The organism is Bradyrhizobium sp. 132 (assembly GCF_023074185.1).
In the GTDB taxonomy this organism is placed as follows: Bacteria; Pseudomonadota; Alphaproteobacteria; order Rhizobiales; family Xanthobacteraceae; genus Bradyrhizobium.
In genome coordinates, this window is record NZ_JADPKY010000024.1 from 30,438 (window position 1) to 51,552 (window position 21,115).

21 protein-coding genes are annotated in these 21,115 nt (G+C 63.9%); 15 read left to right on the forward strand and 6 right to left on the reverse strand.

What is annotated here, in order from left to right:
- Positions 1-69: 69 nt before the first annotated feature.
- Positions 70-1,287 (reverse strand): site-specific integrase, encoded by a 1,218-nt coding sequence (locus IVA74_RS02580; RefSeq protein ID WP_247339563.1) that lies wholly within the window; start codon positions 1,285-1,287, stop codon positions 70-72.
- A gap of 390 nt (positions 1,288-1,677) precedes the next feature.
- On the opposite strand from IVA74_RS02580, the gene IVA74_RS02585 reads away from it, so the two are divergent.
- Positions 1,678-2,091 carry a hypothetical protein gene (locus tag IVA74_RS02585; protein WP_247339564.1) on the forward strand — a complete coding sequence of 138 codons (414 nt, stop codon included), beginning with the start codon at positions 1,678-1,680 and terminating at the stop codon, positions 2,089-2,091.
- Positions 2,092-2,211: 120 nt separating this feature from the next.
- Positions 2,212-4,089, forward strand: a complete 1,878-nt coding sequence (gene htpG, locus IVA74_RS02590; protein WP_247339567.1) for a molecular chaperone HtpG — start codon at positions 2,212-2,214, stop codon at positions 4,087-4,089.
- A gap of 28 nt (positions 4,090-4,117) precedes the next feature.
- On the opposite strand, the gene IVA74_RS02595 is transcribed toward htpG, so the two are convergent.
- Positions 4,118-7,255, reverse strand: coding sequence for an efflux RND transporter permease subunit (locus IVA74_RS02595; RefSeq protein WP_247339569.1), 3,138 nt, complete (start codon positions 7,253-7,255; stop codon positions 4,118-4,120).
- Positions 7,256-7,682: 427 nt separating this feature from the next.
- Here IVA74_RS02595 and IVA74_RS02600 point away from each other — a divergent pair, with 427 nt between their 5' ends.
- Together IVA74_RS02600 and IVA74_RS02605 are read left to right on the forward strand one after the other, a co-directional pair.
- Positions 7,683-7,964 (forward strand): DUF3551 domain-containing protein, encoded by a 282-nt coding sequence (locus IVA74_RS02600; protein WP_247339570.1) that lies wholly within the window; start codon positions 7,683-7,685, stop codon positions 7,962-7,964.
- Between the two features lie 33 nt (positions 7,965-7,997).
- Positions 7,998-8,267 carry a DUF3551 domain-containing protein gene (locus tag IVA74_RS02605; protein ID WP_247339572.1) on the forward strand — a complete coding sequence of 90 codons (270 nt, stop codon included), beginning with the start codon at positions 7,998-8,000 and terminating at the stop codon, positions 8,265-8,267.
- Between the two features lie 44 nt (positions 8,268-8,311).
- Here the strand turns inward: IVA74_RS02605 and IVA74_RS02610 are convergent, their stop codons facing one another.
- Positions 8,312-9,031 carry an SGNH/GDSL hydrolase family protein gene (locus tag IVA74_RS02610; RefSeq protein WP_247339574.1) on the reverse strand — a complete coding sequence of 240 codons (720 nt, stop codon included), beginning with the start codon at positions 9,029-9,031 and terminating at the stop codon, positions 8,312-8,314.
- 385 nt (positions 9,032-9,416) lie between these two features.
- Here IVA74_RS02610 and IVA74_RS02615 point away from each other — a divergent pair, with 385 nt between their 5' ends.
- From IVA74_RS02615 to IVA74_RS02640, 6 genes are all read left to right on the forward strand, one after another.
- Complete coding sequence (locus tag IVA74_RS02615; RefSeq protein ID WP_247339576.1) at positions 9,417-11,231, forward strand: long-chain-acyl-CoA synthetase; 1,815 nt, start codon at positions 9,417-9,419, stop codon at positions 11,229-11,231.
- Between the two features lie 141 nt (positions 11,232-11,372).
- Complete coding sequence (locus tag IVA74_RS02620) at positions 11,373-11,618, forward strand: acyl carrier protein (protein WP_015688794.1); 246 nt, start codon at positions 11,373-11,375, stop codon at positions 11,616-11,618.
- Positions 11,605-12,987 (forward strand): fatty acid--CoA ligase family protein, encoded by a 1,383-nt coding sequence (locus tag IVA74_RS02625; protein WP_247339580.1) that lies wholly within the window; start codon positions 11,605-11,607, stop codon positions 12,985-12,987. Before IVA74_RS02620 ends, IVA74_RS02625 begins: the two co-directional genes overlap by 14 nt.
- Positions 12,980-13,702 (forward strand): SDR family NAD(P)-dependent oxidoreductase, encoded by a 723-nt coding sequence (locus tag IVA74_RS02630; protein ID WP_247339588.1) that lies wholly within the window; start codon positions 12,980-12,982, stop codon positions 13,700-13,702. Before IVA74_RS02625 ends, IVA74_RS02630 begins: the two co-directional genes overlap by 8 nt.
- A gap of 126 nt (positions 13,703-13,828) precedes the next feature.
- Positions 13,829-14,038 carry a hypothetical protein gene (locus tag IVA74_RS02635; protein ID WP_247339591.1) on the forward strand — a complete coding sequence of 70 codons (210 nt, stop codon included), beginning with the start codon at positions 13,829-13,831 and terminating at the stop codon, positions 14,036-14,038.
- Between the two features lie 206 nt (positions 14,039-14,244).
- Positions 14,245-15,396, forward strand: a complete 1,152-nt coding sequence (locus tag IVA74_RS02640; RefSeq protein ID WP_247339592.1) for a DUF3095 domain-containing protein — start codon at positions 14,245-14,247, stop codon at positions 15,394-15,396.
- Here IVA74_RS02640 and IVA74_RS02645 read toward each other — a convergent pair.
- From IVA74_RS02645 to IVA74_RS02655, 3 genes are all read right to left on the reverse strand, one after another.
- A complete protein-coding gene (locus IVA74_RS02645) occupies positions 15,393-15,827 on the reverse strand; it encodes a DUF2147 domain-containing protein (protein ID WP_247339593.1) in 435 nt (144 codons plus the stop codon). The genes IVA74_RS02640 and IVA74_RS02645 overlap by 4 nt on opposite strands.
- 105 nt (positions 15,828-15,932) lie before the next feature.
- Positions 15,933-17,318, reverse strand: coding sequence for an MATE family efflux transporter (locus IVA74_RS02650; RefSeq protein ID WP_247339594.1), 1,386 nt, complete (start codon positions 17,316-17,318; stop codon positions 15,933-15,935).
- A gap of 82 nt (positions 17,319-17,400) precedes the next feature.
- Positions 17,401-17,928, reverse strand: coding sequence for a GNAT family N-acetyltransferase (locus IVA74_RS02655; RefSeq protein WP_247339595.1), 528 nt, complete (start codon positions 17,926-17,928; stop codon positions 17,401-17,403).
- 238 nt (positions 17,929-18,166) lie between these two features.
- Here IVA74_RS02655 and IVA74_RS02660 point away from each other — a divergent pair, with 238 nt between their 5' ends.
- The 5 genes from IVA74_RS02660 (at position 18,167) to IVA74_RS02680 (ending at position 21,113) form a co-directional block, all read left to right on the forward strand.
- Complete coding sequence (locus IVA74_RS02660; protein WP_247339596.1) at positions 18,167-18,763, forward strand: superoxide dismutase; 597 nt, start codon at positions 18,167-18,169, stop codon at positions 18,761-18,763.
- Between the two features lie 214 nt (positions 18,764-18,977).
- Positions 18,978-19,589, forward strand: coding sequence for a permease (locus IVA74_RS02665; protein ID WP_247339601.1), 612 nt, complete (start codon positions 18,978-18,980; stop codon positions 19,587-19,589).
- Positions 19,586-20,086 (forward strand): hypothetical protein, encoded by a 501-nt coding sequence (locus IVA74_RS02670; RefSeq protein ID WP_247339602.1) that lies wholly within the window; start codon positions 19,586-19,588, stop codon positions 20,084-20,086. The genes IVA74_RS02665 and IVA74_RS02670 overlap by 4 nt, the downstream gene beginning before the upstream one ends.
- A 44-nt stretch (positions 20,087-20,130) precedes the next feature.
- A complete protein-coding gene (locus tag IVA74_RS02675) occupies positions 20,131-20,355 on the forward strand; it encodes a hypothetical protein (protein ID WP_247339603.1) in 225 nt (74 codons plus the stop codon).
- Positions 20,356-20,357: 2 nt separating this feature from the next.
- A complete protein-coding gene (locus tag IVA74_RS02680; protein WP_247339604.1) occupies positions 20,358-21,113 on the forward strand; it encodes an ABC transporter ATP-binding protein in 756 nt (251 codons plus the stop codon).
- The last annotated feature ends 2 nt before the right edge of the window (positions 21,114-21,115 follow it).

The following is a 21,115-nucleotide window of genomic DNA, read 5'->3' on the forward strand; positions in this document are numbered from 1 at the left end:
TGCGTCTTCAACGACTGGCATTTGCGAAAATAGTTCGGACGAACTCGGAGTCAACCCGGAAAAGGAGCGTTAACCATCTTTGGCCGAGTCAAGATAATCGGCCCAATCCTGCATCAACGGACGGCGCGGCTCGACGTAGGGGCTTCTGTCATATGCCGCTTCCGACTCGGTCTTGAACACGTGCGCCAAGGCGGCTTCCGACAAACGCCATTCATATTTAGTTTGTTCGGCGCGCCACTTGCTGAACGAAGATCGCATGCCGTGGGCAGTTCCGTCCGCGATGCGCTGTAAGGTGTGCGCCATCGCGTTGTGGCCAATCATCTGTCCAGCCTTCTCGCCCTCGAAGATCAGGTCATTAGGATCGGCATCGATTGGAATGATGTCCTTCAAGAGCTTTATGGCTTGGCGCGACAATGGGACCACGTGATCTGGCGCTTTCACGGTCTTCCCGTTTTTTAAAACGATTTCCTTCACCTTCAGGCGCGCGACCGGAATCGTCCACGTTTTCTTCGAGAAGTCGATTTCGCGCACGCGGGCCGCCCTGCATTCGGTCGGCCGGACGGCGCAGAGGGTGGCGAGGTCAAGCGCGCGCGCCGCTGCGCGATTCTTAGTTCGGAGGGTACGCATAACGCCCGGCAATTCGGCGTACGGCACCGAGTCGTGATGTTTGACGGGCTGCGTTACGTCGGGCAACAGATGCTGAAGCACGTGCCAGTCTGCTGGGTTTGGTGCGTCCTCGGCGATGTAGTCCTTCGCACGCGCGTAGTTGAAGATCGTTTCGATCCGAAAGCGTAGGTCATTCGCAGTGCGGTTGACGTCCTGCCAAATCGGTTCCAGCACAGTGATGACGTGCGTCTTCGTGATCGCCCGGACGTCCATCTTCAAGAGCTTTGCAGCGTGGCGCTCGATGCTGCTCTTCGCGTCGCGGACGGTCTTTGGGATAACTTCCTTCTCATAGACGTTCTTGAACCACTCGGTCATGACCTGCTCGAAGGACCGGCCTTCGATGGGAACGACGACCGGCGACACTCCCAACTGTCCGGCGGTACGGAGGCGCCGCTTGTCTTCGGCGGCGTCGCGGGCTTCGACTAGAGACATGCCCGCCTTGCCGGGACCGACAGCCGGGCCGATGCTGATTTCGTGACGTTTACCTTTGTTGTGCAAGATGACGATCCACGACCGCGCAGTGGCGCTGCGGACGTGTAGGAACAGCCCTCCGCCGTCGCTGTAGCGGCCCTGGTCAAGGTGTTTCATGACGTCGGTCGCTTTAAGGATATGCAGGGTCACGGCGGCCGGCTCCGTTTTCAACAGTCGCGCCCCTCGTTATGCCCCAAGGCCAACGTCGGAGATAGCCGGATGAAGACGGACTTGCCCGGAGGGTAAATTTGCCGGAAAGCGCTATTTGCGTCGAGGATTGGCCCCTAAGCGCTTGAACCAACTGGAAGAAAAAAGTAAGGCGCGACTGGCATCACCACAGTCGCGCCCTACGTCGCCGGCTTATGGGGCAGGGGGGAATAGCCGGCTGTTGAAACGACTCCCCGCCGCCGGAGTCGTTCCAGGCGGTTGCGAAATTTTTTGCCAGCGTCCTGCACACGGTTAAGTGATCTTAACGATTGAGAACTCGCGGTCCTCTGCTCCGTTGTTCCCGCATCGCCATGGGGCGAGGGACCGATAGATATGTCACAGATTCAAAAGGTATTTTTGGGCGCCGTCGCGATTGCCGCAACGCTCGGCGCCGTCCAGGTGGGCGCAGTGCAGCTGGCCTCCGGCCATGATCTGGCCGACCGCTGGCAGGCTGTTGCAGACAAGCCGGGCCATAACGTCAATCGTTCCAGCAAAGCCGACCGGCTGCCCGATATCAAGCAGGCGGGGGTCCCGACCCGCACTGTGTCGATGCGGCTGAACGACCTGGCTGACACGTCGGTGCTGCTGCGCATCCCCGCGGTGATCGAGACCGGCAATGCCAAGCCGCCGGTGCTGCTCCCGAACCAGAAGCAGAGCCGCAAAAAGCCGACGATTGCCTGCGAGCCGATGGTCAGCTCCCTGACCGAGGTCGCAAAGCTGCTCCAGCCCGGCCGCTGTGTGACCTGATCGGCATGGACCGGGATAAGTCGCCCTCCGCGGGGAGGGCGATTGTTCACGTCCACTTGATCCACTACCCCATCGCGTTATATCCCGGGTCTCTTCCCCTTCGATTGACCGGGTGAACGCATGACGACGTCAGACACGGCTGTGCATACGCAGCCCTTCCAGGCCGAGGTTTCCGAGCTTTTGCACCTGATGGTGCACTCCGTCTATTCCGAGACCGACATCTTCCTGCGCGAGCTCGTCTCCAACGCATCGGACGCCTGTGACAAGCTGCGCTATGAAGCCATCGCCGGTCCGGCGCTGCTGGGCGAGGGCGACGTTCTCAAGATTCGTATCATTCCGAACAAGACCGCGGGGATGTTGACGATCGCCGACAATGGTATCGGCATGGAGCGGCAGGAGCTGATCGACCATCTCGGCACCATCGCCCGTTCCGGCACCAAGGCCTTCGTGTCGAAGCTCAAGGAAGCCAAGGACGGCCTCGGCCTGATCGGCCAATTCGGCGTCGGCTTCTATTCCGCCTTCATGGTCGCCGACAAGATCGTCGTCGTCAGCCGCCGTGCCGGCGAGAGCGACGTGTGGACCTGGACGTCCTCCGGCGGCTCCGGCTTCGAGATTGCGCGCGCAAGCGACGAGGAAGCGGTGCGCTTGGCACGCGGCACCGAGATCGTCCTGCACCTCAAAGACGACGCGAAGAAGTATCTTGAGACTTACGAGATCGAGCGCATCGTCGGCGCCTATTCCGACAACATCCTGTTCCCGATCGAGCTGGTGCCGGAAGAGGGCGAGCCGCGCCAGATCAATTCCGCGAGCGCGCTGTGGCAGCGCTCCAAGTCCGAGCTGACAGCCGAGGACTACAAGAAGGCGTATCAGCAGATCGCATCCGCCTTCGACGATCCCGCGATGACGCTGCACTACCGCGCCGAAGGCCGCTATTCCTACGCCGTGCTGCTGTTCGCGCCGTCGACGAAACCGTTCGACCTGTTCGAGCCCTCGCGTAAAGGTCGCGTCAAGCTCTATGTCCGCCGCGTCTTCATCACGGATGACGCCGATCTGTTGCCGGGCTATCTGCGCTTCATCCGCGGCGTCGTCGACAGCGAGGATCTTCCGCTGAACATCTCGCGCGAGATGCTGCAGAACAATCCGCAGCTCGTGCAGATCCGTAAAGCGGTGGCGACGCGTGTGGTAAACGAACTCGAAAGCCTTGCCGACAAGGACCCGGAGAACTTTGCGAAGATCTGGGAGGCCTTCGGCGCGGTGCTGAAGGAAGGTATCTACGAGGATTTCGAGCGCCGTGAAAAGCTGCTCGCGCTGTCGCGTTTCACCACGACTTCGGGCGAGAAGCGCTCGCTCAAGGACGTCATCGCCGATTTCAAGCCGAACCAGACCGAGATCTATTATCTCGTCGGCGACAGCATCGAGCGGCTGAAGTCGAGCCCCCGGCTCGAGGCGGCGACAGCGCGCGGCATCGAAGTGCTGCTGCTTTCCGATCCGGTCGACGCCTTCTGGACCTCGATGCCATCGGAGTTCGAGGGCAAACCGCTGAAGTCGCTGAGCCAGGGCGACCTCAACCTCGACCTGATTTCGCGCGTCGACGAGGCGGACGAGGCGAAGAAGGACGAGCCGGCCGCCGACGAGGCCGCCACTATCGCCGTGATCAAGGCCGCGCTGGGCGAGCGCGTCAGCGACGTCAAGGCCTCGACGCGCCTCACCAGCTCCGCCTCCTGCCTCGTCGCCGACAGCCAGGGCCCGAGCCGCGAGCTCGAGCGCATCCTGGCGCAGCAGAACCGCGGCATGCGCACCAAGCCGATCCTCGAGATCAATCTGCGCCATGCGCTGGTCACGGCGATCACGAAGGCTCAGGCCGGCTCGAAGCTGGTCGATGACCTCAGCCTGCTCCTGCTCGAACAGGCGCAGATCATGGATGGCGAACTGCCGGAAGACCCTGCGGCGTTTGCGGCGAGGTTGAACCGGCTGGTGTTGCAGGGGCTCGGCGGATAGCAGCCACAGGCCATATGCTCCGCTGCGTTCATTCCGCCGCGTGATCCTTCTGCTCGTCGCGCGCGGCGGCGGCCTGCGGCTTCTTCTCCATCCAGCGCGAGAGCAGGTCGGAGAAGCGGTCGAGATAGAGGTAGACGACCGGGGTCGTGAACAGCGTCAGCGCTTGGCTCACGAGAAGGCCGCCGACCATCGCATAACCGAGCGGTTGGCGGATTTCGGAACCGGTGCCGCTTCCGAGCATCAGCGGCACGCCACCGAGCAGGGCAGCCATCGTCGTCATCATGATCGGGCGAAAACGCAGCAGCGCCGCCTGGCGGATCGATTGCTCCGGGGTGAGATGCTGCTCCCGTTCGGCCGCTATGGCGAAATCCACCATCATGATGCCGTTCTTCTTGACGATGCCGATCAGGAGAATGACTCCGATCAGGGCAATGAGGCTGAAGTCGAAGCCGAAGATCATCAGGATCGCGACGGCGCCGACGCCGGCCGAGGGCAACGTGGACAGGATGGTCAGAGGGTGGATGTAGCTCTCGTAGAGCACGCCCAGGATCAAATAGACCACGACCAGTGCGGCGAGGATCAGCAACGGCACGGTGCCGAGCGATTGCTGGAACGCCTGCGCGGTGCCCTGAAAGCTCGTTGCCAGCGCCGGCGGCGCCCGCATCTCGCCGACCGCATGCAGCACCGCGTCGGTCGCCTCTCCCAGCGCAACGCCCTCGGCGAGATTGAAGCTGATCGTCACCGAGGGGAATTGGCCTTGATGCGAGATCGCGAGCGGGCGCACGGGCACATTGGTCCAGTTGCAGAACACCGAGAGCGGCACCTCGTCGCCGGTAAGCGGCGATTTGAGATAGAGCTTGTCGAGCGTACCAAGCTGGCCTTGTAGATCCGGCGTGATCTCCAGGACGATGTGATAGCTGTTGGTCTGGGTAAAGTATTGCGCCACCTGACGCTGGCCGAACGCGTCATAGAGGGTATCGTCGATCAGCTGCGGCTGGATGCCGTAGCGTGCGGCGGTGTCGCGATTGATCCTGAGTTGAACCGTCGTGCCTTCGGTTTGCTGGTCGGTCGCGACGTCGCGCAGTTGCGGCAGTGTCTTCATCGCGGCGAGGATTTTCGGCGCCCATTCGTTCAGTTCGGCTAGGTTGGCGTCCTGGAGCGTGAATTCGAACTGGGTGCGGCTGGCGCGGCCGCCGAGACGAACGTCCTGCGAGGCCTGCATATAGAGCCTGGCGCCCTCGACCTTGGCGAGCTTGGGCCGCAGCCGCGCGATGATCTGTTGTGCGCCGGCGTCGCGCTCCTCCCGCGGTTTCAAGGTGATGTACATGCGCCCCGAGTTCAGTGCCGTACCGCCGCCGCCGATGAACATCGCGATCGAATCGACGGCGGGGTCGGCCTGCACGATAGTGTTGAGCTCCACCTGGCGCCGTTTCATCTCAGCAAAGGAGATGTCCTGGGGCATCTCGGACACGGCTGTGAGGAAGCCGTTGTCCTGCTGCGGGAAGAATCCCTTCGGGATCAGGACGAAGAGGTAGACCGAGAGCGCTACGGTCGCGAAGAAGATGCAAAGGGTCACGAAACTGTGGCGTAGCGCGACATCGAGCCCGCGTTCGTAGGCGCCGAGCACGCTTTCGTACATTCGTTCGCTCCACTGATAGAAGCGGCCGTGCCGGGCCTCGTGATTGGCACGCAGGAAGCGCGAGGCCATCATTGGCGTCAGGGTCAGCGACACCACGAGAGAGACGAGGATCGCCATCGCCAGAGTGACCGCGAATTCGCGGAATAGCCGGCCGATGATACCGCCCATCAGCAGCAACGGGATCAGCACCGCGATCAGCGAGATGCTGATCGAGACGATGGTAAAGCCGATTTCGGCCGCGCCCTTGTAGGCCGCAGCAAGCGGCCTCTCGCCCTGCTCTACGTAACGGGTGATATTCTCCAGCATCACGATGGCATCGTCCACCACGAAGCCGACCGCGATCGTCAGCGCCATCAAGGAGAGGTTGTCGAGCGAATAGCCGAAGACCCACATCAGCGAGCAGGCTCCCAGCAGCGCCAGCGGCACCGTGATGCTCGGGATGATCGTGGCCCAGAAGCTGCGGAGGAAGATGAAGATCACCATCACCACGAGCGCGATCGTGGTCATGAGCGTGATCTGCACGTCTTCGACGGCAGCGCGGATGGTGATGGTGCGGTCGCTGATGATCTTGATCGAGATCGCGGGCGGGATCGCCGCGATCAGCCGCGGCAGCTGCGCCTTGATCCGATCGACGGTCTCGATGACGTTGGCGCCGGGCTGCTTGAAGATGACGAGGAACACACCGCGCTTGCCGTCGGCCCAGGCCGCCGTCTTCATGTCCTCCGGCCCTGCCACTGCCTCGCCGATGTCGCGGATCCGCAACGGCGCGCCGTTGCGATAGGCGACGATGACGTCCTGCCAGTGCTGGGCCTGGGTGAGCTGGTCGTTGGCGTAGATCGTGTAGGCACGCCTGGCGCCGTCGATGCTGCCCTTCGGGCTGTCGGTGGTCGCAGCCGCGATCTGGGCGCGCACGTCCTCCAGCGACAGGCCCTTGGCGACGAGCTTGGCCGGATCGATCTGTATGCGGACCGAGGGCTTCTGCTGCCCGCCGACGAACACTTGCGCGACGCCGGATAGCTGGCTGATCTGCTGCGCGAGCTGCGCGTCGGTGCGGTCGCTGACGACGGTCAGCGGCAGTGTGTCCGACGTCGCGGACAGGATCATGACCGGCGAATCCGCCGGGTTGACCTTGCGATAGGTAGGAGGCGAGGGCAGGTTCTTCGGCAGTTGGCCGCTCGCCGCATTGATCGCGGCTTGCACGTCACTGGCGGCGGCGTCGATCCTGCGGTTGAGGTCGAACTGGATGGTGATCGACGCCGAACCCAGCGAGCTGGTCGACGTCATCTGCGTGATGCCGGGGATCTGCGCGAGCTGGCGCTCGAGCGGCTGCGCCACGGAAGAGGCCATGGTCTCCGGGCTGCCGCCGGGAAGCGAAGCCGAGAGCTGAATGGTCGGAAAGTCGACCTGGGGCAGCGGGGCAACAGGCAGCAGAGGATAGGCCACGAGGCCTACGAACAGGATGCCCGCCATCAGCAGTGAGGTGCCGATCGGATAGCGGATGAACGGAGACGAGAAGCTCTCTTGCATGCCCTGACACCACCAGCCTGGCCAGCGCATCTTCTCCCCGCGCACGGCGGAGCCGCGCCCGAGAGCCCGAGCGCGAAAGCGCGTTTCCTTCAGCCCATTTGTTTGTTGATTGCCCTGGAACGTCGTCGGTCCGGGGCCAGCGTTGTGATCGAAAGACTAGTCCGTTCGCTCCGGCCAGCGAACGAATTCCTGCGCCGGATGCTTGCGACCTTTGTCGAAGGAGAGCTGCAGCGAGTTATGCGTTCCGCGCAGGCCGGAAAGGGGGGGCTTTCCGCTTTCGCATCCTTGCGGCGCTGTCTCTCATCCATTTCGCCGCGCGTCACAAGCGAGAGAGCCATGGAATAGGAACAATCGCTTCTTCCGTGCGGTTGTGCCATATCGAAATGGCATAACGCGTGCCGTTGCCACCGATTCGAGGAACTGTCCGATGCGCCTGCCGATCCTGACCCTCACCGCGATTGCCACGCTGTTCGTTGCGGCAGATGCCGGCGCCCAGACCTATGATCCGCGGTACCCGGTGTGCATGCACGTCTACACGCCCGGCGGCTTCGGCGGGGGCGGCGGCGACTATTTCGACTGCTCCTTCACCTCGCTGCCGCAGTGCCGCGCCACGGCGTCGGGCCGCTCGGCGAGCTGCGACGTCAACCCCTATTACGCCTTCGACGAACCGCCGCCGGCGCCGCGCCGGCGTCACAAGAAGGTGCACTAACGATTGGCGATTGCGATGTCCGGGACATTTTTCATGCGTTGCTCATTCGGCCTGATCGCGATCGTCGGTGCATTGCTTGCAGCCGCGCCGTCGCATGCGCAGACCTTCGACCCACGCTATCCCATCTGCATGCATGTCTATTCGGGCGCGAATGGCGGTGGCGGGGAGTGGTACGATTGCTCCTTCACCTCGCTGCCGCAGTGCCGCGCCACCGCTTCGGGCCGCTCCGCGAGCTGCGATCTCAATCCGTATTATCCGTTCAACGCACCGCCGCAGCGCTTGCGCCATAGGCGAGGCGGCTAGCACTCGCCGCTCGTTCGGTCGTCAATCCGACGGAGCATGAAGAACTACGTGCTGTGTGCGTCTCCGGAGGGCGGCGCCTTGTCGGCCGCGACGGCGATCGCGTTGGTCAATTCCCAGGTCATCTTGTCTGTGGTCCAGTCGCTTGCGTGCAACCTGTCGCCATCGCCGGGGTCGACCATGCGGTCGAACGAAATTTTTGCAACATCGTGCCAGGCCTTCATCAGCGCGAAGCGACGAAAGACGTTGACCCTCTTGGCATGGGCGATCTCGCTGATCGCCGCGACCATCGCGTTCGTCTTGTCGGCCTTGGCCGGTGTCAGCAGCGCCGGCACATATTGCAGGTCCATCAAGATCACGTCGATCCGTTTGGCGCCGAGCAGCCGGTCAACACCGTCACGGATGGCCTGCCTGGTGTCCTTGAACGATGGGGGATTCCGTTGCCACACTGAATTGGTGCCGACCTGCCAGATGACGAGATCAGGGTTCAGATCGAAGACATCATGGTCAAACCGCCTCAGCTCCAGACAGGCCTCTTCGCCGCCGACGCCCCGGTTGATCACCTCGATTGCGACATTTGGAAATTTTATCCGCAGGTCCGCCAGCAGCCGCTGCGGATAGGGCGCGATGCCTCCTTCGCCCGCCGTGGTCGACGAGCCGATCACGACCACCTTGACCTGTCTTTCCTTCAGGCGGCTGGCAAAATTGGTCAGCGGCTGCTCGAACGGCGCGGCCTGGACAGGAAACTCTGACGAGTCGAGAGCCACGGGTCGTCTCCCTTTTGCAACCCGGACAATGCAGGGTCGAAAAGCTTAGACCGTTTACCCGGGCCCGCCTAGCCTCGCGCGCCCTGATACAGGTCGCTACTCCTTCCTGATCCCCGACAAGCATGAAGGAAAATGTCGCGTGGTGATCATGACGCTCTCCAGTTCACCTGCGCCCCGCAAGCAGGACAAGGGGACACGCGCGGCGCGTCCCAAGGCAACTGGCTTTGCTATCGCAAGAATTGCGCAGCCGCGCACGCCGATCCCACCGGCTTGATAAAGGATGACTAGAGTTAATCGCGCACTAACCGGGTTTTACCTTGTCTCTTAACATCTGGGCAGGGCGTGCGAGCTAAGCTGCCGGAAACAGCAGACACGTTCCGAAAGAATGAACGGCATGACCATCGGCGTCACCGAGCAACCGAAAGCCGCGCGCGTACCTTCGGCTTCAAAGATCTGGCTGAAGGCCATCGAGCTCACCGCGCGGATCGAGACGCTGCCGGGCCGGCTATTCGCCGACGTCGTCGACGATTGGGCGCAGCGGCAGCCCGATCGCGTCGCATTGGTCGCCGATGACGCAAGCCTCGGCTATGAGGGGCTCTCGAAACGCATCAATCGTTATGCGCGGTGGGCCCGCTCGGCCGGTGTAGCCAAGGGCGACACTGTCGCGTTGATCATGCCGAACGGCATCGACTATGTCGCGGCCTGGCTCGGGATCAGTCGCGTCGGCGGCGTGGTCGCGCTGATCAACACCAAGCTCGTCGGCCAGTCGGTCGCGCATTGCATCGATGTCGCAAAGCCCGCTCAAATTATCGTCGCGCACGAGCTCACGAAGGCGCTGGACAGCGCGTCGCCGCACCTGAAGACGGAAGCAAAGGTCTGGACCCATGGCGATGCCCGCGGTGGACGCGCGATCGACGTCGCACTTGCCGCGCTCGATGACGGCCCGCTTTCTCCGGACGAGCGTGGCGACGTCACCATCAACGATCGGGCCCTGCTGATTTACACGTCCGGGACCACCGGCCTACCGAAAGCGGCCAGCATCAGCCACCGCCGCATCCTGAACTGGGGCTTTTGGTTTGCCGGCCTCACCGGCGCAACGCCTCAGGATCGGCTTTACGACTGCCTGCCGCTGTTCCACTCGGTCGGCGGCATCGTTGCACCATGCAGCATGCTGGCCGCCGGCGGCTCGGTGGTAGTCGCGGAAAAATTCTCGGCATCGAATTTCTGGCCCGAGATCGTGCGTCACGATTGCACGTTATTCCAATATATCGGCGAGCTCTGCCGCTATCTTCTGAAGGCGCCGCCGTCCGAATACGAGAACCGGCATCGCCTTCGTCTTGTCTGTGGCAACGGCCTGCGCGGCGACATCTGGGAAGATTTCCAGGCCCGTTTTGCAATCCCCCGCATCCTCGAATTCTACGCGGCGACCGAAGGCAATTTCTCGCTGTTCAACGTCGAGGGTCAGCCCGGCGCGATCGGCCGCATCCCGCCGCTGCTCGCGCATCGTTTCCCTGCCAGCCTCGCCAAGCTCGATCCCGATAGCGGCGTGCCGCTGCGCAATGCAGAAGGCTTTTGTATCCCCTGCGCGCGCGGCGAGGCCGGCGAAGCCATCGGCCGCATCGGCACGGCGGATGCGGGTGGCGGTCGCTTCGAGGGCTACACCGAGGCGAGCGAGACCGAGAAGAAGATCCTGCGCGATGTCTTTGCCAAGGGCGATGCCTGGTTCCGCACCGGCGATTTGATGCGGCTCGACGACAAGGGCTTCTTCCACTTCGTCGATCGCATCGGCGATACCTTTCGCTGGAAAGGCGAGAACGTGGCGACCTCGGAGGTCAACGACGCCGTGCGCGATTTCACCGGCGTGATCGACGCCACCACTTACGGCGTCGGCATCCCCGGCACCGATGGCCGCGCCGGCATGAGCGCGATCGTGGTAAACGAGGGCTTTGACGTCGCGGCGCTGCCCGTACATCTGGCGCAGCGTCTGCCGGCTTATGCGCGCCCCGTCTTCATGCGCATCTCGCGCGAGCTCGATGCGACCGAGACGTTCAAGCAGAAGAAGGGCGAGCTCGCGCGCGAGGGATTTGATCCGGGGACGATCTCCGATCCCCTATTCATGCTGGACCCGAAGACCGGCGCCTACGTTGCGCTGGATGCGAAGACCTATACGCAAATCAACGAGGGTACGATCCGGCTTTAACCGCGTGAAAATCCGCCAGATAGGTCCAATTTTATCCGAATTGTCCAAGAAGCCATTTACTTCTGTCGGGTAAACAAACGGGCATGGGAGGCGGTCATCAAGAGCCGCCGCAATACGAACGACAACAGAAGCGAGCCAGCCATGTCGGTACGGTCTAAAGTCATTGAAGCGATCCAGCAGATCGCCAAGGAGCAGCACGTCACGCTTCCCGCGCTCTCGGACGATCTGTCCCTGCACGAGACGGGCTTCGACTCGCTCGCCTTCGCCATCCTGGTGGCGCGCCTCGAGGACGAGACCGGCGTCGACCCCTTCACCATCTCCGAGGACGCAGCGTTCCCCGCCACCGTGGGCGATTTTGTGCGGGCCTACGAAAATGTCCCCGCGTGAGAACTTTGCGCTCCGCGACCATCTTGGCGCGGAGCTGACGGGCCGCACGCTGTCGGACGCGCACGATGTCGTGTCGCTGACGGATATTTTGTCGCACACGGTCCTGGGTGGCCGCCTGCGCGAATTGTCCGGCCGCGCAGTGCTGCTGAAATTGTCCGATCAGCTCCGGTCGGGTCTTGCCATGATCGAGCTCGACGGTATCGCTCGTCGCATGCTGCTGTGCCCGCCCGATCTCAACCCAGCGCATCTCGATGCGCTGATCGCGGATGCCGGGATCGATGCCGTCGTCACCGACGAGCCGGATCGCTGGGCCGATACCGGCGTGCCGCTGGTCGTCACCGCGCAATTGCCGCTTCAGGTCACCGCCCCGGCCACGACCGAACGCGCCACGGAATGGCTGATGCTCACTTCGGGCACGTCGGGCGTGCCGAAGATCGCCGGCCATACGTTGGAGGCACTCACCGGGGCGATCGTCGCCGAAGGCCCCGCGAAGGGACCGGCGCCGGTATGGGCGACGTTCTACGACATCCGCCGCTATGGCGGCTTGCAGATATTCCTCCGCGCCGTTCTCTCCGGCGGCTCGTTGGTGCTGTCCGATCCGCATGAGGTGCTCGGCGATCACGTCACGCGGCTGAAGGCGCGTGGCGTCTCCCATATCTCCGGCACGCCCTCGCACTGGCGCAAGCTGTTGATGAGCGGCTCGGCCGCGCAATTTGCGCCGCGCTACGTCCGCCTCTCCGGCGAGATCGCCGACCAGGCGGTGCTGGACGGCCTGAAGGCGGCATTCCCGAATTCCTCCGTCGGCCATGCCTATGCCTCGACCGAGGCCGGCGTCGGCTTCGCCGTCAATGACGGGCTGGAAGGCTTCCCGGCCGACTATCTCGGCAACCGCAACGGCGTCGAGATGAAGGTCGTCGACGGCTCGCTCCGCATCCGCTCGACGCGCACGGCGCATGCCTATATCGGCCGCAATGCTGCTGCGCTCACCGATGACGACGGATTTGTCGATAGCGGCGATATCGTCGAATTGCGCGGCGACCGGTACTATTTCGTCGGCCGCCGCGGCGGCATCATCAATATCGGTGGGCTGAAGGTTCACCCTGAGGAGATCGAGGCGGTGATCAACCGTCATCCCGACGTGCGGATGTCGCGGGCGAAGTCGCGCAAGAGCCCGATCACCGGCGGCATCGTCGTCGCTGATTTGATCCTTGCCGACGGCACCGATCCGGCGCGCGCGAAAGAGATCCGCGACCAGATCCTGGATCTGTGCCGCGCGCAGCTCGCGTCCCACAAGGTGCCGGCGGTGATCAGCTTCGTCGAGGCGCTCGACGTCACCCCGGCCGGCAAACTGGCGCGCACCGATGCATAATGTTCTCGTCACCGGCGGTAGCCGCGGCATCGGCCTTGCGATCGGCAAGCGGCTTGTTGATGCCGGCTACAACGTGATCGCGGCGGCGCGGCGCGAGAGCGACGAGCTCAAGGCCGCGATTGCCGGGTCGGAGGGGCGCCTGCATTTCCGCGCCTGCGACCTCGCCGTAATCGACGCGATCCCGGCCTATGCAAAACTCGTGCGCGACGAATTCGGCCCGATCTACGGCCTCGTCAACAATGCCGGCCTCGGCACCGAAGGCCTGCTCGCGACCATGCACAATTCCGAGATCGAGGCGCTGGTGCAGCTCAACGTGCTGTCGCCGATCATCCTCACCAAATATGTCGCGCGGCAGATGATGGCCGATGGTGTGGGCCGCATCATCAACATCTCCTCGATCATCGCGACGACAGGCTATAACGGTCTCTCGGTCTATGGTGCGACCAAGGCCGCCGCCACCGGCTTCACCCGCTCGCTCGCGCGCGAGGTTGGCAAGCTCGGCATCACCGTGAATGCGATCGCGCCCGGTTTCATCGACACCGAGCTCACGCACAATCTTTCCGACGAAGGGCGCAAGCGCATCGCCGGCCGCAGCGCGCTGCGTCGCTTGCCGGAGATGGATGACGTCGCGCGCATGGTGGAATATCTGCTCGGCGAGGGCGGCCGCAACGTCACCGGCACCGTGTTTACGATCGACGCGGGGAATACGGCGTAAGCGGCACCCGGTCGCCATAATTGAGTTGATCCGGCGCAATGACATCAAGCCGGATTTGGTCGTAAGATGCCCCGCAATCGATTGGGTTATGTCAATCGATCTGCCCCAATTGACAGGGAGCAGTCCATGACCACGTCAAACATGACCGCTTCAAATCCCGACCGGACCGAGCCATCTCGCGCCAAGCCGGACGATGTTCATTGCCCGCCGATGACGCATCAGAATTCCGGCAGTCACGGTTATGAAATGTATCCGCAGCAGTTCGTGCGCCTGGTCGGCTGCCACGACGCATCTCTCGAAGCCTTGCGCAAGCATGAGGACGAGAAGCTGCACTAGCGGCGATCGTCCATCAGAAGAACTCTGGCGTCGGGCTGGCGCTACGTCAGCAGATGGCGCGATTGTCTTGTGCTGAAATGAACCGGCACCTTGTCGTTGAGGTCGTTTCGGCCAATGATGGTGCGACCTTCGGGCGAGCCGGCCGGCGAACCCGAAGCGATCCCGCCGCGTATCTTCCCTCATTCGAAACTCGACCGGCAACCGCAATGTCAGCCGCTTCCTTCTACGGCAGCATTCCCGTCTTCCGCGGCTTCAGCAGCCTGATGGACCCTGCGCTCTATGCGCCGCTGCCGGACGACTGGAGTGTCGGCGTTGCTGACATCGTGGATTCCACCAAGGCAATCGCGGCGCAGCGCTACAAGGCGGTGAACATGGCCGGCGCCGCCGTGATCGGGGCGGTGACAAACGCATTGGAAGGACGCGAATTCCCCTTCGTGTTCGGCGGCGACGGCGCGAGTTTCGCGGTCGCGCCTCGCGATCTCGAGCTGGCCCGCGGGGCTCTGGCTGCGACCGCAACCTGGGTGCGGGAAGATCTCGATTTGGGGATGCGCGTCGCGCTGGTGCCGGTGAGTGCCATCCGAGCGCAGGGCCTCGACGTGCGCGTCGCGCGCTTCGGTCCGTCGGCCAATTTGTCCTATGCGATGTTCTCGGGCGGCGGGCTTGCCTGGGCCGACGCCGCGATGAAGCGCGGCGACTTTGCCATACCCGAAGCGCCCGCGGGCACGCAGCCCGATCTCTCCGGCCTGTCCTGCCGGTTCGAGGTGATTCCGGCTGCGCGCGGCCTGATTTTGTCGGTGCTGGTGATGCCGACCCAGGGCGCCGATCCGCGAGCCTTCCGCAAAGTGATCGAGGATGTCATCCAGCTCGTCGAGCGCAGTCCGGATGCCGGTCGGCCCGTGCCGCCGCAAGGGCCGCCGCTGACATGGCCGCCGCAGGGGCTCGACTATGAGGCGCGCACCAAGCGCGGAGGTCCGCTGCTCGCACGCCGCGCCGGCGTGCTGGCCTACACGCTGTTCGTCTATCTGATCATGCGTTTTGATCTCAACGTCGGCGGCTTTGTGCCGAAGCGCTATACACGTCAAGTCGTGGAGAACTCCGATTTCCGCAAATATGACGACGGCCTGCGCATGATCTTGGACTGTACGCCGGAGCTCGAACGCGCCCTCAGCGATCGTCTCGCCGCGGCCGCGCGCGACGGCATCGTGCGCTATGGTCTCTATCAGCAGGACGCCGCGATGATGACCTGCTTCACGCCGTCGGCGCTGCGCAGCGATCACGTCCATTTCATCGACGGCGCGCGGGGCGGCTACGCCTCGGCGGCCACGGCGCTGAAGGCGATGATCGCGGGAGCGAGCTAACGCCCCGCGCGCGTCCAGGTTTCGCCGCCGCAGAGCGCGCCGACGCAGCCTTCGACGCGCAGCGAATCCGCTGATGTCACGCTGACGCTGCTGGCATAGGTGCCGCCGTCATCGGCATTGTAGATCTGGCCGGACCATTTGTTCGGCCCTGAAGGCTGCATGCCGTTGAACAATGGCAAGCCGATCATCGGGCGCCTGGCGAGGGCGGGATTGGGATTTTTGCTGTCGGTCGCGGGCTGGCCGGTCGCGGTGTCGTGGGGTTCACGCAGCCAGACGACATTGCCGCAGATGCCGCCGCCGCATTTGCTGATCTTGACGTGGGCGTCGCCGGCCTGGGTCTGCCAAGTCCCGTCGGCGCTCTGCGCCCGGGCGGCAGTCGCGCCAAGTAGCGCAGCCAGGAGGACGATGAGAGCAGCGAATCTGGAAGTCATGGAGAGCCCCGAAGTGGAGCGCCTCCATAGCAGCCTGGCGGGATAGTGCAACGCTGGATGGAATCACATTCCTGCGCTTACTTGCCTGCGCTTATTCACCTGCGCTCATTTGTCCCAGCGCACGAAGGCGACCGAGGCCGCGGTCGAAAGCCCGAACACGACCATGGCGCCGCCGATCAGCGCGAACAGGGTCCAGGCCGGGGCCTGCGCCATCATGAGGCCAACGCCGCCGATCGCGACGATCAGAAGCCGCGCGGTGGAGGCGAGCACGGGACCGCCGACGCGCGCCGCGCCTTGCGAGGAGAAATACAGCGACACGCCGATACCGAAGAACACGAAGGCCGGGCCGGCCCAGTGGAAGTAGCTGTGCGCCGCGGCGGTAACGCCGGGGTCCCTCGTGAACAGCGCGACCCACAGCGACGGCTCGAACGCGATGACGACGCCGATCAGGCCGACTGTGAGTCCCGAGGCCGCAGCTGCAGTCCAGGCCACGCGCCGCGCGCGTTTCAACTGCCCCGCGCCGATCGCCAAGCCGACCATCGGGACCGAGGCGATGCCGAAGGCGAAGGTGATCGGGATCAGTAGAAATTCCAGGCGCGAGCCGATGCCGTAACCGGCGAGCACCTCGGTGCCGAAGGTGGCGAGGATCCTCGTGAAGATCAAAATGGTGAACACGGTCTGGAGCGGCGACAGACAAGCCACCGCCCCGACTTTGAGAATGTCGAAGAACATTGCGCGCTCGAAATGGAAGTCGAGGACCTTCAGCGGCAGCCGGCTGCGCCCGGACAGGAGATACCAGAGCAAGAAGATCGCGGCGCAGCTGAACGCGACCAGCTGGCCGGCGGCAACGCCGGGCATGCCGAATTGTGGTGCGCCGAACAGGCCGAGCCCGAGCGTGCCGCCGAGCGCGATCTGGAGCACGCTCGCCCCGATCAGGGTCATCGAGGGCAGGCGCATGTCTCCGGTGCCGCGGATCACCGAGGCCAGCGTGTTGACGAGCCAGATCGCGACCGCGCCTGAGAACAGCATTTGCGAATAGCCGCTGGCTTCCTCGAGCACGCGCTCGCGCCCACCGAGCAGCATGAAGAACGAGCGGCCGAAGGCGAGCATCATTACCGTGAAGAAAAGCCCGCCGCAGATGCCGATGATGGCGGCATGCAGCGCCAGCGTCGCGGCGCGGTCGCGATCTCCCGCGCCGAGCGAGCGGCTGATCGCGGACGAGACGCCGCCGCCCATCGCGCCCGCGCTCATCATCTGCGTCAGCATCGCGAACGGAAACACCAGCGCGATGGCGGCCAGAGGAATGGTGCCGAGCCGGCCGATATAGGAGGTCTCGGCGATCGCAACCAGCGTGCTGCCGGCCATCGCGATCATGTTGGGAATCGCGAGCTGCAGCAGCGTCGGCAGGATCGGTGCCGTCAAAAGACTGGCGATTGAGGAGGCGACCGGGGCACGCGGCGGCACGGCGTCTACGGAGGCGTCGATCGTCATGTGTTACCGCGCGGAATATTAGATGATGTTCGACATATTATAGGGCGTGCGGCGCCGGAACCAACCTGCCGTCACGCAGGGCTCACCACGGCAGGCCGCATAGGTCGATGGCGCCCAGCGTCGGCGCGCGGACGATGTCGAAGACGTAGGGCGCCATGGCGTCGAACCGGATTCGCCCCTCCGGCTGTTCGCAATAGACTTCGCCCGTGAAGGGCCTCCATTTGCGAGCCTCGTAGAACGCAAAATTATGCGGCTCGCAGAACAGCAGCGCGAAGCGGACCGCCTCGTTGGCGCGCATGGTGTGCACTGCGGCGTCGATCGCCATGGTCGCGTAGCCGCGGCCGCGGCGGTCCTCGCGGGTGCAGACGCCGCCGATGCCGCCGACGTGAACCTTCTGCCCGTTCCAGGTGACTGTCCGGAAGTAGATGCCGACATGGCAGACGAGACCATCCTCGGGCGTCTCGATCAGCACGCGCAGGTCGGCATTGGCCCATTTGACGTGAGCCCAGGGCTGCTTCTCGACGCTGTGGCGCGGCCAGACCGCGCTGTGCAGCGGCTCCGCGATCGACCACGAGGCGTCGCCGTTCAAAATGTCGATCTCGATGCTCATGGCTCTCTCTTTTGCATCTCCGCCCTGTCAGTGCGTTCGTTCTGCCATAAGCACCTCAAAGGCAATGACATTTTAAGGCCCGGTTGAAACGCTCCAGATCCTTGCGACGATTTTATGCAATCCGGCCAAGCGTCCGCATCACCCGTTTTGGCAAATTCGCGGTATTTAACGGCAAAGGAACCTTCTATAAGGGGTGACCGTTAAGTCTCGTTCCACCATCAGTCGCGGACAACAACCCATGACCTTTACGCTGCCCCCACTCCCTTACGCCTATGACGGCCTCGGGCAATTCATGTCGAAGGAAACGCTCGAATTCCACCACGACAAGCATCATCAGGCCTACGTCACCAACGGTAACAACGCGCTCAAGGGCACCGAATGGGAAGACAAGTCCCTTGAGGAGATCGTCAAGGGCTCGTTCGGCAAGAACCCCGCAGTGTTCAACAATGCCGGCCAGCACTACAACCACCTCCACTTCTGGAACTGGATGAAGCCCAATGGCGGCGGCACCAAGCTGCCGGGCAAGCTCGAGAAGAAGATCAACGAGGACCTCGGCGGCTTCGAGAAGTTCAAGACGGACTTTCAGGCGGCGGGCGTCGGTCAGTTCGGCTCGGGCTGGGCCTGGCTCCAGGTCAAGAACGGCAAGCTGGAGATCGCCAAGACCCCGAACGGCGAGAATCCGCTGGTGCACGGCGCCACCCCGATCCTCGGCGTGGACGTCTGGGAGCACTCCTACTACATCGACTATCGCAACCGTCGTCCGGATTATCTCAAGGCGTTCGTCGAGAACCTCGTGAACTGGGAATACGTCGAGTCGCTGTTCGACAAGGCCTGAGGCTTCAAGCATTCGGGTTCGGCTTTGCCGCTCCTGAATGACGGGATTGAAAAGGCGGTCGCATGCGCGGCCGCCTTTGATGCTTTACGGAGTTCGTCTGTGCCTCGCATGGCTCTGCGCAGGGGGCGCAACGCTCCCGCCGCCGGTACTGTTTGCATCGCGAGGACGGCGTCCTTAATCAGGACGGGCATCACCCTCGAGCCGAACGAGCCCGTTGTCAGGACCTTCCCAGAAAGACCCGCCGCCCGCTGACGACGTGGAGTCCGAGCCGCGGCCGGGCCGCGTGCGCAAGCCGATCGGCTGGTCGACAATCATGATCGCGGTGCTGGTGGCGGTGAGCGCGGCGCTGGTCTGGCGGCGTGACGGCACCGACGGCGTTCTCGAAATTCTCACCCACGATCTCTCGCTGTTCGGCGGCATCCTGCCGCGCGTGCTGGCCGGCTGCCTGCTCGGCGCGTTCATCTCGGAAATCCTGCCGCACGAAAAAGTCTCGCGCTCACTCGGGCCGAAATCCGGCCTGAAGGGCCTTCTGATAGGCACCGCCTTCGGCGCGATCCTGCCCGGCGGTCCCTTCACCGCCTATCCGGTGGCGAGCGCGCTGCTCGCCGTCGGCGCCGATTTCGGTGCCGTCATCGCCATGGTCGTGAGCTGGACCTTGATCGGCTATGGCCGGGCGGTGGCCTGGGAAATCCCGATCATGGGCACCGACTTCACGCTGTGGCGCATCATCATCTCGCTGCCGCTGCCGGTGCTCGCCGGCGCGCTCGGCCGCTTTGTCTATGTCCGGCTCTATCCGAAGCCGGCCATGAAGGACGACGAGACATGAGCGCGGCGCTTCTCATCGATATGCTGCTGTGGGGCTCGGTCTTCGGCGTCGGCCTGATCGCCTTCCGCCGCGGGCCTCCGGTGTTCAAGGCCTCGCTGCGCGAAGGCTCCATGGACTTCATCAACATCGTGCCGCGGATCGCGCTCGGGGTGATCGGCTCCGGCTACATCGCCGCCATCATCCCGCAGGAGGTGATCAGCGGCTGGCTCGGCCCCGATAGCGGCTGGCTCGGGGTCGCAACCGCCGTAGTCGCCGGGGCCGCGACGCCCGGCGGCCCGGTGATCGGGTTCTCCATCGGTACGGTGGCGCTGAAGTCGGGCGGCGGCGTCCCGCAGGTGGTCGCCTATGTCGTCGCGTGGGCGCTGTTCGCCTTCCAACGCGTGATCTTGTGGGAAATCCCGTTCATGCCGGCCCGTTTCGTCTGGTTCCGCTGCGCGGTTTCGGTGCCGTTCCCCTTCGTGGCCGCCGCCATCGCGATGGTGATCGGCAAGCCCTGAGCCGGGGCGTGGACAGAGATAATGTTATAATATAACGTTCCCGGATGGTTCCCGCCGCGTCCCACACCCAGCCTCACGGCCACGCCCATGACCATGCCCCTTCCCATGGGCATGACCATACACACGCCCATGTCCATGACGCAGCAGTGCCGCATCCGGCCCAGGCGGCGCACTGGTCGATCCTGCGCATGACCATGGCCAGCCGCCTCGCGGCCGCGCTTGCCGTCTGCGCGGTGCTGTGGGGCATCGTGTGGCTGGCGATGAGGTGACCATGGCGGGACTGCATTTCCACAATGTCACGCTCGGCTATGACCGGCATCCGGCCGTGCACCACCTCAATGGTGAGGTCGCGCCGGGCGCGCTGCTGGCCGTGATCGGCCCGAACGGCGCCGGCAAGTCGACGCTGCTGCGCGGTATCGTCGGTATTCTCAAGCCGCTCGACGGCAGCATCCATCTCGGTGGGCTCGACTCCCGTGATATCGCCTATCTGCCGCAGAGCGCGGAGATCGACCGCAGCTTCCCGATCTCGGTGCTCGACTTCGTCGGCACCGGACTGTGGCGTGGGACCGGCCTGTTCGGCGGCATCGGCAAGGCCGCGCGCGAAAAGATCCTCCGCGCGGTCGCTTCCGTTGGCCTCAACGGTTTCGAAAACCGCCCGATCGGCACACTCTCGGGCGGCCAGATGCAGCGCGTGCTGTTCGCGCGCGTGCTGCTCCAGGACGCGCGGCTGATCGTGCTGGACGAGCCCTTCAACGCCATCGACAGCAAGACCACGGTCGATCTGCTGGCGCTGGTGAAGCACTGGCACGGCGAGGGCCGCACCGTGCTCGCCGCGTTGCACGACATGGAGATGGTGCGTAACCATTTCAGCGAGACGCTGGTGCTGGCGCGCGGCCCCGTGGCGTGGGGACCGACGGCGGAGGTTCTGACGCCGGAAAACCTGATCGTCGCGATGCGCATGTGCGAAGCCTTCGACGACAGCGCCGCCGCCTGTTCGGCCGATGATGCCCGCTCGCGGGCGGCTTGATA